Source organism: Pseudomonas sp. BP11-1-1 (genome assembly GCF_052112105.1).
Classification (GTDB): domain Bacteria; phylum Pseudomonadota; class Gammaproteobacteria; order Pseudomonadales; family Pseudomonadaceae; genus Aquipseudomonas; species Aquipseudomonas alvandae.
Genome location: NZ_JAUTYU010000013.1, coordinates 96,557 through 114,323 on the forward strand (window position 1 = coordinate 96,557; position 17,767 = coordinate 114,323).

Annotated in this window: 10 protein-coding genes and 1 tRNA gene; 6 read left to right on the top strand and 5 right to left on the bottom strand. The window is 58.9% G+C overall.

Annotated features, from left to right (window positions below; all coding sequences use genetic code 11):
• Nucleotides 1-5 precede the first annotated feature (5 nt).
• Nucleotides 6-3,359, top strand: coding sequence for an ImcF-related family protein (locus Q7C33_RS21810; protein ID WP_407684148.1), 3,354 nt, complete (start codon nt 6-8; stop codon nt 3,357-3,359).
• 75 nt (nt 3,360-3,434) lie between these two features.
• Here the strand turns inward: Q7C33_RS21810 and Q7C33_RS21815 are convergent, their stop codons facing one another.
• The 4 genes from Q7C33_RS21815 to Q7C33_RS21830 form a co-directional block, all read right to left on the bottom strand.
• Nucleotides 3,435-4,022, bottom strand: coding sequence for a hypothetical protein (locus Q7C33_RS21815; RefSeq protein WP_181289747.1), 588 nt, complete (start codon nt 4,020-4,022; stop codon nt 3,435-3,437).
• Nucleotides 4,023-4,036: 14 nt separating this feature from the next.
• Complete coding sequence (locus tag Q7C33_RS21820; protein WP_323155793.1) at nt 4,037-4,471, bottom strand: DUF3592 domain-containing protein; 435 nt, start codon at nt 4,469-4,471, stop codon at nt 4,037-4,039.
• Between the two features lie 70 nt (nt 4,472-4,541).
• Nucleotides 4,542-6,707, bottom strand: a complete 2,166-nt coding sequence (locus Q7C33_RS21825; protein WP_198796237.1) for a methyl-accepting chemotaxis protein — start codon at nt 6,705-6,707, stop codon at nt 4,542-4,544.
• Between the two features lie 477 nt (nt 6,708-7,184).
• On the bottom strand, nt 7,185-8,402 hold the full coding sequence (locus Q7C33_RS21830; protein WP_198796236.1) for an MFS transporter: 1,218 nt from the start codon (nt 8,400-8,402) through the stop codon (nt 7,185-7,187).
• 320 nt (nt 8,403-8,722) lie between these two features.
• Between Q7C33_RS21830 and Q7C33_RS21835 the strand changes: the two genes are divergently transcribed.
• On the top strand, nt 8,723-10,780 hold the full coding sequence (locus Q7C33_RS21835) for a methyl-accepting chemotaxis protein (RefSeq protein WP_334598325.1): 2,058 nt from the start codon (nt 8,723-8,725) through the stop codon (nt 10,778-10,780).
• Between the two features lie 103 nt (nt 10,781-10,883).
• Nucleotides 10,884-10,960 (top strand) — tRNA-Met (locus tag Q7C33_RS21840).
• A gap of 397 nt (nt 10,961-11,357) precedes the next feature.
• Here the strand turns inward: Q7C33_RS21840 and Q7C33_RS21845 are convergent.
• Nucleotides 11,358-12,146, bottom strand: coding sequence for a response regulator transcription factor (locus tag Q7C33_RS21845; RefSeq protein WP_407684159.1), 789 nt, complete (start codon nt 12,144-12,146; stop codon nt 11,358-11,360).
• A 643-nt stretch (nt 12,147-12,789) separates the two neighbouring features.
• Here Q7C33_RS21845 and Q7C33_RS21850 point away from each other — a divergent pair.
• The 3 genes from Q7C33_RS21850 (at nt 12,790) to Q7C33_RS21860 (ending at nt 17,762) form a co-directional block, all read left to right on the top strand.
• The gene (locus Q7C33_RS21850) at nt 12,790-15,162 is read left to right on the top strand and encodes an AGE family epimerase/isomerase (protein WP_407684149.1); all 2,373 of its coding nucleotides are present in this window, start codon (nt 12,790-12,792) and stop codon (nt 15,160-15,162) included.
• An 80-nt stretch (nt 15,163-15,242) separates the two neighbouring features.
• Nucleotides 15,243-16,415 carry a glycosyltransferase family 4 protein gene (locus tag Q7C33_RS21855; RefSeq protein ID WP_407684150.1) on the top strand — a complete coding sequence of 391 codons (1,173 nt, stop codon included), beginning with the start codon at nt 15,243-15,245 and terminating at the stop codon, nt 16,413-16,415.
• Between the two features lie 114 nt (nt 16,416-16,529).
• The gene (locus Q7C33_RS21860) at nt 16,530-17,762 is read left to right on the top strand and encodes a glycosyltransferase (protein ID WP_407684151.1); all 1,233 of its coding nucleotides are present in this window, start codon (nt 16,530-16,532) and stop codon (nt 17,760-17,762) included.
• The last annotated feature ends 5 nt before the right edge of the window (nt 17,763-17,767 follow it).

The window sequence follows — 17,767 nt, forward strand, 5'->3', positions numbered from 1 at the left end:
TTCGAATGCAGCTGCGAAGTTTTATACGTGTGTGGACGGTGGCCAGCGGGTTGTTGCTGATTTGTGCAACCTTGGGCGCTGTGATGTGGCGATACCCTCAGTCGCTGGGCGTTCAGCCTGATAGCGACCTTCAGGCGCTCGGATTGCTGGGAATATCCACGATGGCGCTGGTATTGGTGTTGTTCCTGGGTGGATTCAATTTTCTAGGCAACGTCTTGGGTCGTTCGGCTTATCGAAAATATCAGACGGACACCAGCCCGCCACCGACGCTCAATAAGGTCGAGCCCAATTCGATGAATGAAAAGTCGTTGATTGAGCTGCGCGAAACCCTCCACCACCAATACGGCCCCCTCTGGCGCCACAAAGTCCGCCTGCTGCTCATCGTCGGCGAACCCACCGAAATCACCGCCATCGCCCCGCAGCTGGCGAAGAAGAAATGGCTCGAAGGCCAGCGCACTGTGCTGTTGTGGGGCGGCAGCCTCCAAGAGAACCTGGAAAATCCGTTGCTGGATCATTGGCTTGGCTTACGCCGTTGGCGCGCCTTGGATGGCGTGGTCTGGGCGCTGACCCCAGAGCAGATCGCCGATGCAGTGGCGCTGGCCAAGGGCATGCGCCATTTGCAGGGGCTGGCCCGTCGGATGCGGCGGCAGGTGCCGTTGCACCTGTGGCAGGTGTGCGAGGCGACGTGGTCGCAGGAGGGGCGCGAGCGTCAGCCGGTGGGGTGTCTGCTGCCGGCGAAGGTCACCCCAGCGATGCTGGAAGAATGCCTACAGGAGTTGATCAAGCCTTTGCGTCACCAGGGCATCGTGCAGATGAAGCTCAAGAAGCAACTGCACCACGATTTTCTGCTGCGCCTGTCGCGGGATTTGCAGGCCGATGGCATTGCCCGTTGGCGCCAGGCGCTCGCGCCGTCGTTGAGTGGGTTCAATCCGGGGGTGAGGCTGCGTGGGCTGTGGTTCAGCCAGCCGCTGCGCGAGGTCCGGAGCGCTGACGGCGAGCATTTCTGGTGGCCGGATCCGGTGTGGCAGGGCGTGCAGCACGACAAGGCTGTTGGCGCGCGGCTGGGCTGGGGTGCGCCGCGGGTCGTTTATGCGTTGTGCCTGGGGTTGGCCGTGGTGTGGGGCGTGGGAATGGCGCTGTCCTTTGTCGGCAATCGGGCGCAGATCGTTCAGGTGCAAGCGGTGTTGGCGGGGCTGGACGCGTCGTCGCGGGCCGATGAGCAATTGCTCGCCTTCAACGAGCTGGTCCACGTGCTGGCGCGCCTGGATCACCGTGCCGTGGCCGGTGCGCCATGGCATCTGCGCTTTGGCTTGAACCGCAATCCCGTCCTGCTTGAAATGCTCTGGCCGCGTTACGTCGAGGCCAATCATCGCCTGGTGCGCGACCCGGCGGCGGCGCGCTTGCGCGAGCAACTGGAGGCGTTGGTCAAGCTGGCGCCGGGCAGTGCCGAGCGCGTCGAGCGCTCGGCGGTTGCCTACGATCAGCTCAAGGCGTACCTGATGATGGCGCGCCCGGAAAAAGCCGAGGCGGAGCTTCTGGTCAAGACGCTCGCCCATGCCGAACCCACCCGGGAAGAGGTTGCCCCCGCGCTCTGGCGAACGCTGGCGCCCGGCTTCTGGCAGTTCTACGCCGAGCAATTGCCCGCGCACCCGGACTGGCGCATCGAGGCCGATCCTCGGTTGGTGGCGCAGGTGCGCCAGGCCTTGCTCGATCAACTGGGCCAGCGCAATGCCGAGGCCAGCCTGTACCAACAGGTGCTGGATGACGCCGGCCAGCATTATTCGGCCCTGGGCCTGGCGCAGATGGTCGGCGACACCGAGGCCGCCGGGCTGTTTTCCAGCAAGGCCAGCGTGCCGGGGGTGTTCACGCGCCAGGCCTGGGAGGGTCAGGTGCGCCAGGCCATCGACGACATCGCCCAGGCGCGGCGTGAGGAAATCGATTGGGTGCTCAGCGACAGACCCGGCGAGGTCGATCCCCGGTTGACGCCGGACGAGCTGAAGACGCGCCTGACCGAACGCTATTTCCAGGATTACGCCAGCGCCTGGCTCGGGTTTCTCAACAGCCTGCGCGCCCGCCAACCGAAAAACCTGGACGGGGTGATCGAGCAACTGACGCTGATGAGCGATGTGCGTCAGTCGCCGCTGATCGCGTTGATCAATACGCTGGCTTACCAGGGGCAGGCCGGCACTCGCGGTCAGGCCTTGGGCGACTCGCTGATGAAGTCCGCGCACAAGCTGATCGGGCCGGACCAGGCACCGGTGATCGATCAACTCGTGGATCTGCCCGGTGGACCGCTGGACGCCACTTTCGGACCGTTGTTGACGCTGCTGGGCAAGGGCGCCGAAGACCGAAACGCCAGCGACCATCTGAGCCTGCAGGCCTACCTCACCCAAGTAACCCGCGTGCGCCTGAAGCTGCAACAGATCAGCGCCGCCACCGACCCCATGGAAATGACCCAGGCGCTGGCGCAGACGGTCTTCCAGGGTCGCGGCATCGACCTGACCGACACTCAGTCCTACGGCCGATTGATGGCCGCCAGCCTTGGCGCGCAATGGGCCGGCGTTGGCGAGACGCTGTTCGTCCAGCCGCTGGATCAGGCTTGGCAGCGGGTGCTGCAACCGTCGGCGGCGGGCCTCAACAGCCAGTGGCAGCGCTCGATCGTCGAGCACTGGAACGCGGCGTTCGCCGGGCGTTATCCGTTCGCCGCGACGGCCAGCGATGCTTCGTTGCCGATGCTGGGGCAGATGATCCGCGCCGACACGGGGCGCATCGAGCGCTTCCTGCACAGCCAGTTGAGCGGCGTGCTGCGCAAGGAAGGCAACCGCTGGGTGGCCGATCCGCGTCATGGTCGCGGCTTGCGGGTCAATCCGCAGTTCCTGACGGCAATCAACCAACTCGGCGACCTGGCCGACGTGCTCTTCACCGACGGCGGCCTGGGCCTGAGTTTCGAGCTGAGCGGCAAAGGCGTGCGCGATGTGGTGCAGACCACCTTCATCCTCAACGGTGAAAAACACGAGTACTTCAACCAGAAGGAACGCTGGCAGCGCTTCGGCTGGCCGGGGCGCAGCGACTATCCCGGGGTCAGCCTGACCTGGACCAGCGTCCACACCGGCGAGCGGTTGTTCGCCGACTACGCCGGCACCTGGGGGCTGATCCGCTTGCTGGAACAGGCCAAATTTACGCCGCTGGACGATGGCGACAGCCGCTACCGCATGGTGCTCAAGGTCCCCGATGGCCTGGGCCTGACCTGGCACCTGCGCACCGAACTCGATGCCGGGCCGATGACGCTGCTGAAGTTGCGGGGGTTCAAGTTGCCGGGGCGGATATTCCTGGAGGGACGCGGGGCGGCGGAGGGATAGGCTCGAGCACCAAGACTCAGTGCTCTAATCAGACGCACTGAGTCCTCTCCAAACGTTACCTGCGCCCAGCCGCAACTAGAACAGATAGCCCATGTAGATAGCCGCGCCGCCACCGGCCTGCAAACCGGCGTTCACGCCGGCCATGACCACCGCGCCCTTGGCCGAGCGTGCCAGTTGGCGGTTGACCGTGGTCGACGCGATGAGCGAGGTCGCCGGATTGGAGCTCAAGGCCACCGACAGCGCCAACAGCTTGGGATCGAGTCCGAACAGCAGCGCTGTGGCCGAACCACCGACCACCAGGCCCACGCCCACTTCGGTGTACATGCAAGGGCCGGTGATGTCGTCGCTGGTCAGGTCGCGATCCACCAGGGCATCGCTGACAAACACCTTGCCGGTGCTGGGGAACGCCTCTGCCGCACCCGCCCCACTTACGCCCTTGCCTTTGATCTGGATATTGATCTTGCCGAAACGTGGCAGCCGCGCGCCAAACCCGACACCCACGCCGACACCGCCATAGCGGTAACTGACGTCCTCGCCCTGGGGCGAACGCAGGATGATCGAGCCGCCACTGCCCGCCACCATGACCACGGTCAGACCGCCACCGCTGGCGGTCTGGTATTGCCAACGACTTTCATTGACCGGAATAGGGATGTTGTAGCTCATGCGTTCAAAGTCCTTTAAGTGAATGAGCCGTACCGCGACCGCGCTGGTCGGATGGTTTTCAGCAACCCGACCAGGGTGAAGAACAGCCCCATGGCACCCAACAGCACTGGCGTCCCCCACAGTGCTCCTCGATCCATGACGAGGGGGTTGTCGGTCGGCTGCTCGGGCAAATAATAAACTCGCACCGGCTGCCCCGGCTCATAGCCGAAGATGAAGCCACCCTGGGGATAGGAGATTTTTTCCCCTTTTCCAGTGGTGAACGCGATTTCGGGGTGAGAACCACCGGCGTTCAGCCGACTAACGATGCCATCGGCGGTCTGTGCCTGTGCGAGAAAATCGCGTCGCTCGAGGGTGAGGTTGACGGCAATGCCCAATAAGCCAACGCCAATCAGGGAAAAAAGCAGGCCCAGCAGTATGGTCCCGAGGCGTGACGGGGTGTCGTTAGCCATGGCAGGTCTCGGTATTCGTCCGTGAAGAAGGGCCCGCAGGATAGCAAAAAGCCTCCCTGCTGACCTTTTTTTACCTTGAAACTTTCACCTTGAACCGCCCAAGCACACGCTGCATCAACGAGGCTCGCTCGGAGAGATCCTTGGCGGCGATGGCACATTCGTGGGAGTTCGACTGGTTCTTCTGGGTCACCTCGTCAATCTGTTCGAGCCCGATGCTCGCCTGTTGCAAGCCTGAAGCCTGCTCGCTGGAGGCCTGGTAGATCAGCGAAACCAGGCTGGAGACTTCGCTGGTCCCGCTGACGATATTCTTCAGCGATTCGGCGGTACGGCCGGCGATGATCATGCCGCGCTGGGTCTTGCTCGAGGAATCGGCGATCAGCGCAGCTGTCTGCTGGGCCGCCTCGGCGCTGCGGGCGGCCAGGCTGCGCACTTCGTCCGCCACCACCGCGAAACCACGGCCGAGTTCACCTGCCCGCGCAGCCTCGATCGCCGCATTGAGCGCGAGGAGGTTGGTTTGCGCGGCAATGTTATCGATGGTGGTGATGATGGCCGTGATGTCCTTGCCCGAGTTATCGATTTCGGCCATGGCGGCGATCAGCTCACTCATCAGCTTATCGCTCTCCCCCGCATCGGCGCGTGAAGCCTGGGATTGCTCATCGGCTTTCTTGGCATTGGCGGCGTTGTCCCGGGTCTGGGCGGCCATTTGCGTCATCACCGCACTGATCTCGGTGATGGACGAGGCGGAATTGGAGGCGCCCTCGGACAGTGACTGGCTCAGGTCGGTCACCTGCGTCGAGCTGCCGGTGATCTGGGTGGCGCTGGCCTGAACTTCGGAAATCAACTGGTTCAGGTTGCTGACCATTTTCTCCAGCGACTTGCCCAAGGTGTCCTGGGGCGAAGACAGCCGGACCTGCAGATCCAGGTCACCTTCGGAAATGCGCTCCGCCACCCTCACCTGCCGTTGCAGGCTCTCGGACATATCGTTCAGGGCAGCCGACAACTGCCCGACTTCATCTTCGGACTGCTGCACCAGTCGCCGCGAAAAATCCCCGAGGCTGATGGTCGCGGCCAAGGCAGCCGCCTCGCGAATCGGCCCGACGATCTTGGCGGCGGCATACCACAGGGCGGCCAGGGCCAACAATGAAATGACCAACCCTACCGACACCTGCCAGATACTGTTGTCGAGGCTGCGCGCCTGTAGCTCCTGCTCCAAGGCGATGGCCTGGCTCATGACCACGGCCTTGGGCAGGCGAATCAACACCGCCCAGGGTTTGCCGGTACGGCCGAGCACAATCGGCATCAGCACTTCGATATTCTGGGTTTGCGCATTCAGCAGGCCATCCCCTCGACCGCCCTGGATATCGCCTAGCACCTTTTCCCAGGAATCGGGCAAGAGGGCCTTGATAGGCTGGCCGATCAGGTCGGTACGCTGGCTGTCCGCGACCACCAGGCCCTGGTTGCTCAGGATCGACACCGTGCCTTTGCCGCCATAGAGGTCGGCAGACATCTGCTCGCTGAGTTTCTGGATGAAGGCGATGTCGAAGTCAGCGCCAACCACCCCGTAGAATTTCCCTTCGGAGACGATGGGCACCGACAAGGTGGTCAGCCAGACATTTTTCCCCTGCACCACGTAAGGAATGGGGTCCAACACGCTTTCCTTCAGGGTGTCGCGCGGGCCGCTGTACCACCCGCCCTTGAGCACACCATTGGCATGGCGGTCGGCCGAGTCATACTCGACCAACGGTTGCACCGCGACATGACCATCGGCGCTGCGCGTCCAGTAAGGCGTAAAACGTCCGGTCACGGGGTTGTTGCCGTCTTGTGCGTTGCGGAACCCGGGGTCCTGCCCGTCCAGCGCATTCGGCTCCCAGCAGGAATAGGTGCCGTTGAAGTCAGGGTTGTCCTTGAGCACATTGAGCAGCACGCTGTTGATCTGTTCACGGCCCAATGCCAGGGGGCTTTGCGAAGCCTTGCTGGCGGCAAAAGTATTGGCCATTGTGCGTGCTGCATCCAATGCATTCTGCAGCTTGGCCTGGATGGCGTTGGCACGGGATTCGGCCAGGTTCTGGATTTCCCGGATGGTTGATTTTTCAACCAGCGCACTGACCTCGCTCGCGACATATTGCTCATTCGACCGGGCAGTAAAGAGCCCGTAGACAACCAGGCTGACAGACGAAACAAACAGGCATGCGCCCGCCGTGACACAAATGCGTGCCTGCAACGACGTGAACTTCATATCATTCCCCACCCGATTCTATTTTTCGCGCCGCCATGAAGAACGCCGGCAGCCACCGCGTGCACGACTCGGCGAATACGACTGACGCTGCTTACGTCATGCACCGAAGTGGATGGCCGGGCATGGCGATACAGCTGGTTATTGGTTGAAACGTGGGGAGATGGCGCGCAGATTCACTCTATGCGTCCGAGGGACGATAAAGGACATTCAACGTCAGGAGCCGAAGACCTCCGGAAACGAAGGCCTTCGCGGAAAGAATGTGAATCCGCTATCCAGTCACCGTAAGCGACCCCTGGATATTTGCCGCAGAGTCCATTCCAACCATTTGCCACGCAGGCAAATTAGCACGAGCGGTATTTGTACAAGAGCCAACTTAAGGCTCATGTAGATCGAGACTTTAGTACCGGTTATTCATGACTCGAGCCGCCAAGAGCTCGGTGTTTCCCAAGAACACCGAGCCGTCTGGCTGAAGGCTGCTCAGGCCTTTTTTGTCCTGGGCAAAAAGATCGCCAACACCCCAAACAACGGCAGGAACGAGCACAGCCAGTACACGTATTCAATGCCACGAATATCTGCCAGATGCCCCAGCAGCGCGGCGCCAATCCCGCCGAAGCCGAACATCAGGCCGAAGAATACGCCTGCGATCATCCCGACGTTGCCCGGCACCAGTTCCTGGGCATACACCACGATCGCGGAGAACGCCGAGGCCAGGATGAAGCCGATTACTATGCTGAGAATGCTGGTCCACAGCAGGTCGACGTGAGGCAGGATCAGGGTGAATGGCGCCACGCCGAGGATCGAGAACCAGATCACCGCCTTACGCCCGATCCTGTCGCCGATCGGGCCGCCAAAGAACGTTCCCGCCGCCACCGCGCCTAGGAACAGAAACAGGTGCAACTGCGAAGAGGCCACCGACAGGTCGAACTTCTCGATCAGGTAGAACGTGAAGTAGCTGGTGAAACTGGCCATGTAGAAGTACTTGGAAAACACCAGCAGCCCCAGCACCACGAGCGCACCGAGGACGCGCCCCTTGGATAACCCGTGGGTCGCTGCCTGGCCTTGCTTGAGCTTGAACAGGTTCAGGTGATTGGCGTACCAGCGGCTGATGCGGTACAGCACGAACAAGGCAAACAGCGCGAACAGGCCGAACCAGGCCACGTTGCCTTGCCCGTAAGGGATGATGATCGCCGCCGCCAACAGCGGGCCGAAGGCAGAGCCGGCGTTACCGCCCACCTGGAAAGTCGACTGGGCCAAGCCATAGCGCCCCCCGGAAGCCAGCCGGGCCACCCGCGACGCTTCGGGGTGGAAGGTCGACGAGCCGATGCCGATCAACGCGGCGGCCAGCAGGATCAAGGCAAAACTGCCGACCATCGACATCATCACGATGCCGACCAATGTGCATACCGTTCCCGCCGGCAGGAGCCAGGGCTTGGGATGCCGATCGGTGTGATAACCCACCCAGGGTTGCAGCAGCGAAGCGGTGAGCTGAAAGGTCAACGTGATCAGGCCAACCTGGGTAAATGTCAGGCCGTAGCTGTCCTTGAGCATCGGATAGATCGACGGCAAGACCGCCTGGATCAGGTCGTTAATCAGATGCGCCAGCGCCACCGCACCAATGATGCGCATGACCAGTGGGCTGCTTTGGGGCGTCGCGGCTGCCGACGTCATGTCGGCCTGGGTATTGCTGATAGCCATGGGAGTTTCCATACGGCGGGTGGGTGCACGAGGCAGGCGCATCAATGTGCCATTTTTCACCGTGGCAAGGCTATCCCCTTAGCTTGCTATCGACCTATAAAAAACAAGGTGATAGCGCAACGCCATGGTCTGAATCTTGCCTTGCTAATGCTCTAAGACGTGATCCCCTTACAAAGGGGATCGAGAATGGGAAGTTTCGCTACAGAGCAGGCCTACAGAGCCGGCCTGGACAACTTTCGAGGCCTTTTAAGAGAACACCCGTTTCAGCACCTGTGTAAAAACGCACAAATTCGGTGCAGGGTGTTCAGGGGAGTATGGGCATGCAGGCTTTTCTATCACCGGGAATCCGGTTGCTGGGGCATTTTGGTTTCGCCCGTAAATTCCAACTGTTGTTCCTGTTATTCATCTTGCCGCTCATGGGCAGCTTGTGGCTCATCGGCCAGGATTACCGCGACAAGCTCAGCCTGATTTCCGGGGAGCGCGCCGGGGTGCGTCAATTGCTGGCGCTGGATAACCTGGACAATCTGCTGACCGCCCAGCGCAATCGCGCGGCCCGTTGGCGCGCCACCGAAACCAATCGACAACCCACTCCTGCGACGCTGGCCGCCATGGCGGCGTTCGACGCCGTGCAGCCGGCGCTCAACCAGGCCGCCACCGACCTGGGCGCCACTTTGCAAACCGAAGGCGCCGAAGCCGATACCCTCGCCCGCTACCAGGCTTTGCAAACCAGCCTCAACGGCCTGGATTCCAAAAGCCTGGGCAGCGTGGGCTGGTGGCCGGACGGCTATGACCGTTTCACCGCCGCCCTGGGCGCGTTGCAAGCCCTGCGCGAACAGATCGTCATGGACAATCGCCTGACGCTCGCGTCCTGGCTGGAAACCTACCTGCTGACACAAATCTCGACCCAGCAGACACCCGACCTGATCGAACGTGTCGGGCGCCTGGCCAGCGTTGGCCAAGCCTCGGTGGTGTCAGGCCAATTCACGCTGCAGAGCCGCTTGCAACTTCGTGACCTGCGCAGCCGCATTGGCGACGCACGGGACCAACTGGTCAAGACCGGTGCACTTCTGGAAACCCGCCTGCCGAGCGAATTGCAAAGCTGGGCTGGTCAATTCCAAGGCAGCCTGAAGAATCTCGACAGCGGTTTGAAAGTCTTGGATGACGGCGTGTTCGGCGGCTCCATCAACCTCAAGCCGGAAGGCTTCGAGAAACAGATGGACGCCCTCCTCGTCGATCTGGCGACCTTGCGCCAACAATCATTGGTCGCGCTGGATACCCGCCTGGACCAATACCATGGCTCGGCCATCCGTCAGTTCACTCTGGTGGCCATTGTGCTCGGCTGCCTGCTGCTGGCCGCGCTGTATCTCTTCGTTTGCCTGCAAGCCTCTATCCGCCGCAGCGCCAGTGGCATCACCCTGCTGGCCGAAGCCTTGCGCGATGGCAACCTGAGCCTGCAAGTGCCGGTGCAGGGCCGGGACGAACTGGCAGCGATCAGCACCGCCCTCAATGTCGCCGTGGTCCAGTTGCGCAACAGCCTGTTGGGCGTGGATCACGAAACACTGCAACTGAGCGACGCCGTGCGCACCCTCAACACGCATTCCAGCGGCGCCCTGGGTGAAGTCGAGGCGCAGCAGATGCAGATCAGCCAGATTGCCGCCGCCGCGACACAACTGGCCGCGACCTCCCAAGGCGTCGCGAAAAGTTGTGAACAGGCGTCAGACAGCGCCCAGCAGACCCGCCGCATCGCGGCCGACAGCAGCCGCGACAGCCAACGCACCACGGCGAGCATCCAGCAGCTCAACCAGCGGCTCAACGAGACCGCCGCCGCGCTGGGCCGGGTCAGCGAACAGGGCCAGCAGATCCAACTGGTGGTCGACACCATTCGTGGCGTGGCCGAGCAGACCAACCTGCTGGCGCTCAACGCCGCCATCGAAGCCGCTCGCGCCGGAGAACAGGGCCGCGGCTTCGCCGTCGTGGCCGACGAAGTGCGCAGCCTGTCGCAACGCACCCAGTCCTCCACGCAGCAGATCGCCGGCACCGTCGACAGCCTGCGCGCGACGGTCAACGAAGCCGTCAGCCTGATGGAAGCAGCCTGCGGCCAGGCCCAGACCGACGCCCAAGCGGTCACCGGCCTTGGTGAACGCCTCGGCGAAATTGCCAGCGCCGTGCAAAGCGTGACCGATACCCTGGCGCAGATCGCCACTGCGGTTGATGAGCAAGCCAGCACGGCTGACGAAGTCAGCGGCAATATCCAGCAGGTCGACCAGGCCGCCATGCGCCTGCTCGAAGGCGCCCGCGCCGTGAACCTGGCGGCGGATACCTTGAGCCAAGGCAGCCAGGCCTTGAGTGCAAACACAGGGAGATTTCAACTCGGTTGATGGGCGTTTGTCGCAGGGATGGATAAGCGGTTGAAAGTGCAGAGAAATATTTTTGATTTGCGCTTGACACATCTCCACCGCAAGGGAATAATGCGCGCCACTTGGCTACATAGCTCAGTTGGTTAGAGCATAGCATTCATAATGCTGGGGTCCGGGGTTCAAGTCCCTGTGTAGCCACCAAGTACTAAAAACGGCTTATCGAAAGATAAGCCGTTTTTTTATGCCTTGAGAAAAATAGTGGGTGTCAATGCGATGCCCTCCCATAGTCCATCGCCGGGTTCCGGATTAATGCCGATTCCCGTGCCGACCACGCCGAAGCACAGCTTCACTGTTTCTGGAGCGCTCCCGGGCAACAGGTCATTTGGAAGAGATTGTGTCGGCCAGTCCAGGGTCACTGCCTGGAAACGCGCCATGGAAGTGCATAACGTCGCCCAGGCCTAGCCTTGCTTGTGGGACTTCGGAAATTCGCGCAGCAGATATCAAATTCAGGTCGTCAGCTTGGCAGACGTCCGCCGGAGCCGCATACCGGGGTCCGGTGAATAACGACCGATCACCAGAAGCAAGGAATGAGGGGCAATTATCTCCCCTCGGCCGACTCTGCCTCTGCAATGCCTTGGGCTCGCTGACGGAACTGACTGGGCGCCATGCCTAGTCGCTGTCCGAACGCAGTGGTGAAATTGCAGGCATTGCGGAAACCAACCAGTTCAGCGATATCCTGGACGCTCATGGAACTCTCGGCCAGCAACTCCTGACCGCGACGCAATCTCGCATCACGAATATAAGAGAATACGGTCAGCCCCAGATGTTCGCGGAATATGCGAGAGAGCCGTTTCTCATGGGTGCCGACTTTTTGTGCTATCTCAGCCAGGGCAGGCATGTCGTCCAGATGATCCGCAACCAAACGCATCGTCGCGCGTAGAACGATCTCATCATCTTCCAATACTGGCTCTGCCATGTTGCCTTGGCCGACCGGCCGTTCACGCCAAGTCAGTTGCAGATGGATGCGGATGCGCGCGAGCACCTCCTCGGGTTCGCAGGATTTCGATATGTAGTCGACCCCGCCCAAAGTCAGCCCTTCCAGACGCTCGACAGGACGGTTTAATGCAGACAAAAAGAGGATGGGTATCTGCCGAGTCGGCGGTGCCTCACGCAGTAGCCGACACAGGCTGAAGCCGTCCATCTGTGGCATGCATACATCCAGAACGATCAAATCCGGACGCAATGCCAACGCCCGCTGATAGCCTTGGCCGGCATCGCTGACCACAGAAAGACGCCAGGGCTGTGCCTTCAGTAGGGTAAGCGTCGCGCGGATATCCACCGGGGCGTCGTCGATAAGGAGAATGTGTGGTAACGGATCGGGTGACATAACCGCGCGCCTAACCATTGCCGTCTGCTTTTTGTACCGCTCGTCGTCCATTCGCTACATTCTCTTAGTCTGTCATCAAGCGGGAAAGTAAAGATGCTGCAAGCCTTTGGCCCGGATGGTTAAGCCTATTTGGAACCTGGGGAATATCAGGTACCACAAGACTCCCGTGCTTCTTGCAAAAATCGCTCTTTATGGAACTCCCCCAGAACATTGAAAAAACGCCGATTTGTAGATGTTTGCTCGTGAAAACAAATCCATCTAACAAACCAGCGTCCCTGCACGCGATGTTAATCCTTTCTTAACCCAAGAGCTTGTTTCCCGGTAATTGTGAAAAAATTTTTGCTTTTATCCGCTGCAGCAAAAGCGCTATCCGCTATTGCAAAGGCCCGGGCAAATTTTGGCGTTAATAATACGGCGTTCCTGACTTACGCCTGAAAAACCACGACCGGAACAATAGCGCCGAGACGCGAGCAAGTAGTGGATACAACTTGTCGATGTGTGATTTTCCGTAAGCGTTAGGCCCAGGCCTCGAAGATCAGGTGATCTCGATACCTCGGGGCAGCAGACGATAAAAACGGACGGAAGAAGGGCATCAACATTATCCGATTCCAACTCCACTAATTTGATTGCTGTAAAAAGTGAAATGACTAAAAAAGCAACGATCATTAGCTTCGTCATGAGTGGAGGGGTTGGCTCACGCCTATGGCCTTTGTCGCGTGAAGACTTCCCGAAGCAGTTTCACAACCTGTCCGGCCAGGGTTCCATGCTTCTGCGGACCGTCAAACGCATGAGCGCACGAGAAGGAGACGCCCCTGTCCCGGTCTACCTACTCGCCTCGGAACGTCACGCGAATCGCATCAGCCGAGACCTTAGCGGTGTCGACCTGTTGGGCGGGCGGGCGATTTTCGAGCCCGTGGGACGCAATACGGCCGCCGCCATTGTGCTGGCGGCAGAGGTCACGCTGCGCGAGCACGGTGATGATCTGGTTCTCGTCGTGCCGTCCGATCACGAAATCACCACGGACCGCGATTTCTGGAACACGGTGCAAACAGGTACGGATGCAGCCATGGCCGGTCGTATCGTCGTATTCGGTGTTCAGCCGGACAGGCCTGAAACCGGTTATGGCTATATAGAAGTCGGTCCGCAGAACCGGAACATCCATGACGTTATACGGTTCGTGGAAAAGCCCGATGAGGCGACTGCGATCCAATACCTTGAATCAAAGAACTTCCTTTGGAACTCCGGCATCTTTCTGTTCCGCGCCAGCACGATGCGGGATGCGTTCCGGGCGCATGCGCCGAATATCTGGGACGGAGCCGTGGCAGCGCTCGACAACGCGGCAAGCAATGTCTTGGGTACCTACCTGCCGCGCAACCTCTACGAGGATGTGGAGTCCATTTCCGTCGACTACGCCATTATGGAAAAATCGAAGGACATTGCACTGGTTCCGGCACGCTTTCGCTGGAACGATCTAGGGTCGTGGCAATCACTTCTCGAAGTCAGCTCAACCGACGGCAGTGGTAACGTAATTGTTGGTGATGTCATCGCCATCGATTGTGAGAACAGCTATCTACGCAGCAATGGTCGCCTGCTTTCCGCCATCGGCCTTCGCGATCTCGCAGTCGTGTCGACCTCTGATGCAACATTCGTTGCGCCTGTCGCCGAAAGTCAGAATGTTCGCAAGATCGTCGAACAGCTGGAAAGAACCGGCCGCCTTGAAGCTAAATTCACGCCGGCGCAGGACCGCCTGCCACAGATTGGCGCCTATGAGAGACGGGTCCGCCACTGGTTGTTCGAGGAGACACTGCCGCTCTGGTCGACCACCGGTGTAGATCGTCACTACGGCGGTTTTCACGAAGCACTGACCTTCGATGCCACTCCCATCACCAGGCCCAAGCGGATGCGCACCACAGCACGGCAGATCTACGCCTTTGCAGTGGCGCATGAAATGGGTTGGGATGGCCCGGCCTTTGAGCTGATCGATCACGGCATACAATTCATCACCGCCAATGGCCGGACGGAGCGTGGCGGCTGGATCAAGACCTTCAACCCTGATGGTACGGTGCTCGACGGGACAGAAGATGCCTATGATCAATCTTTCGTGCTGTTGGCACTGGCGCATGCGCATCGGGCCGGCCATCCGCAAGCACTTGGCCTTGCCACGCAAACCTTTGCCTTCCTTGAGAGAAATCTTGCCGACTCCAAGCTTCGCGGCTTCCTGGAAGTGCCAGGGGATACTGGCCTGCGCCGATCCAACCCGCATATGCATTTACTTGAATCGTTTCTCGCATGGTACGACGTGACGGGGGACCGAAATTATCTTCAGCAGGCCGCGCGGGTTGTCGACCTGTTCCGGCAGCACTTCTTCGACACTGAGACATGGACTCTCGGCGAATATTTTACCGAGGACTGGGAGCGCGCACCGGGAGAAAAAGGCGAATGGACGGAGCCGGGACACCATTTTGAATGGGCCTATCTTTTGTCCAACTTCGCTGCGGCGTCCGGCCAGAAAGATGTGATCCGCCACGCGCGCAAACTCTACGCCTCAGCCATCGCGAATGGGCTGAACCGCACCACAGGACTTGCCTATGGCGCTGTTTCCCGCCATGGCCTACCGCTTGATACCCATTCGCGCAGCTGGCCCCAAAGCGAGGCTGTAAAAGCGGCTATTGCACTCGATGGCAATGGCGGACCAGACCTCAAGCCGGAAGTCGAGGCACGGGTGGGGCGTCTATTCCGCTGGCATATCGAACAAGCCCCGAAAGGCCTGTGGATTGATGTGATCGATAAAAAGGGCAGGCCAAGGGCCGAAGATGTACCCGCCTCGATTTTCTATCACCTCGTCAGTGCTCTTACGCAATATCTCGACTATGTGGCAAGGACTCAACTGCGACCGCTGAGACATGCGCCTCCCTCCAACGAGCTCCTCAACAAGGCGGCCAATGGGCTATCGCAAGCCGTACAACCCCTGTCGGCTCCCCACGACCCACCGACCGCACTCGTGGTGCACCCCTGAGCCTGTGCAAGGGAAACCTGGCACTGAGGATATACCGTTCGAAAGAGTCGCTCGCCGTCCAAGGCCAGCTCTGGAGTGTTATGCGGATCCTGCATTTTTATAAGACGTATTGGCCGGAAACTTTTGGCGGTGTCGAACGCTCGATCCATGCTATTGCCAACGGGGCTGCGAACTACGGAATAAAATCCGATGTGCTGTCTCTCAGTAGAGATCCCGATCGCAGCAGCATTGAGTTCAGTGGCCATATGGCCCATAAGGCAAAGCTCGATTTTGAATTCGCCTCCACTGGCTTCTCGCGGGAAGTAATCGCGCATTTCCGTGAGTTGGCCGCAACGGCCGACATCATTCATTATCACTTTCCTTGGCCGATGATGGATTACGTTCACTTGGTCTCCTCTACAGGAAAACCGACAGTAGTCACTTATCATTCAGACATCGTAAAACAGAAATTTTTGCTGCGACTTTATACGCCGCTGATGCATCGTTTTTTGTCAAGCGTTGACCGTATTGTCGCCACGTCGCCCCGCTATCTCGAAACGAGCAAGGTCCTGCAACGCTACAAATTAAAGACAACAACGATACCCCTAGGATTGGATGAAGCCGACTATCCACCAGCGACGTTGGAAGAGAAAGCAAAGTGGCGTTCTCGATTTCCCGGGTCGTTTTTTCTGTTTGTTGGCGTGCTGCGCTATTACAAGGGACTTCATATCCTCTTGGAAGCTGCGACAAAGTTCGACTCTGACGTGGTCATCGTTGGAAACGGTCCGATGGAAAGGGACCTGAAGAGGCAGGCCGCGACACTTGGGCTGAAGAACATACACTTTGTCGGCGCACTGTCTGATCGAGAAAAGGTCGCGCTGCTTGAAGAATGCACGGCTTTTGTCTTCCCATCCAACATGCGTTCGGAAGCCTTTGGCCTTTCGTTAATCGAGGCAGCCATGTTCGGCAAGCCGATGATCACCTGCGAAATAGGCACAGGCACCAGTTTCGTAAATCTGGATGAAAAAACCGGCTTGGTGGTCAAAGCGAATGACGTTCAAGCCCTCGCCGATGCCATTAATAGAGTCGCTCGTGAGACGAGTGAATCAGAATGCTTTGGGAATGCTGCTCGCCGCCGCTTCGAAGAAAATTTCTCGGGAAATATCATGAGCCGCGCTTACGTAGAGGTATATCAAGATATGGTGTCCGGAGGGAAGCCAAAAGAGTTATCCACACCGGCGTCTCTCCCTCTCTCGCTTCCCGAAAGAGCTTGAATACTTTGGTTGCCTCATCCCATATGAGGCTGAAAGAAACCATTGATTTGACTACGCAAGCGCGTTGTCTATCGATTTATCCAACGTGACAGCACTATAGTTGTTTGGAATTTTATGGAATATTTAAAAAACGACCTCGCGGTGAAGCGGCCCGAGCTCCTAATCGTTTCCAGTTATCATCGGGCGTGTGGTGTTGCACAGTACGTTGAGTTCTTGGAGATCCCGTTGCGGCAACAGGATGACTTCGATATAAAAATTGCGCCTTTGCCTGTCGATCTTCTCAGGTCCCAATCATCCTATGCAAAACGGGCGGCACGAGCTGAATTCAATGCCATTTTGCAAAAGGTCGAGCGCGCGGATATTACTAACATCCAATTCGAACCTGGACTTTTAGGTTTCACACCCAGCCAAATATGGCGCAACCTAAACGCCATAATAAGCAAAAGCAAAAAAGTGATCATCACCTACCATACAGTCCCGCCTCTGGACAGCCCGCGGCTTCACTTCAGCCGGCGCGGCGCAATCGACTATTTACGGGCATGGCGAGGTAATTACGTATTTAACAGGTTACTTTCGAAAATCCGCAAGGCTCCTGAAAAATTTCACCACATCGTTCAAACCCCACGCGAAGCAAAGAACTTCGCATTGCTCGGAGTCCGCAAAAGTACTATTACGCACCAGCCACTGGCGTTCATCAGCAGGGGCGTTCGGGAGCAAATGGATCACCATGACGCCAAGTTGAAAGTTTCAGAACAGATGAACATCAACAGCAGCGCCACGTTGATAGGTTGTTTCGGATTTTTGTCACCCTATAAAGGCATCGAAATCGCAATCAGGGCATTGAGCGCGCTATCCGATGAGCACCACCTACTCGTGGTAGGCGGTTTGCATCCCGAGGGAATCGACAAGGGAAGCGTGAAAGCGCCCTATATTCAGAAATTACTGAAAGTGATCGAGAAACAGGGATTGAGCAAGCGAGTTCATTTTTGCGGTGCACTGGATAACGAAGAATTCAACCGGGTCATGTTAGCGTGCAACGCGGTAGTGCTGCCCTACGCGGAGGTTGGCCAGACATCGTCAGGACCAGCCGCTCTGGCACTTGACATGAGCCGCCCCTTATATTGCTCCCGCACAAAGTGCTTCGGCGAGCTGAATCGGTACCAACCCGACGCGGTGTCTTTTTTTGAAATCGGAAACTATATGGAGCTGGCGGAAAAATTGCTGCTCGCCGACGGTGAAACGCCTAATCGTATCAACGCTCGGAAAAGCTATCTTGAAAAATACAGCGTCGAGCACCGCTCAGCAAGTTACTTGGCTGCTGCCAAGCAGCTGATAATGGAGAACTGAACGCG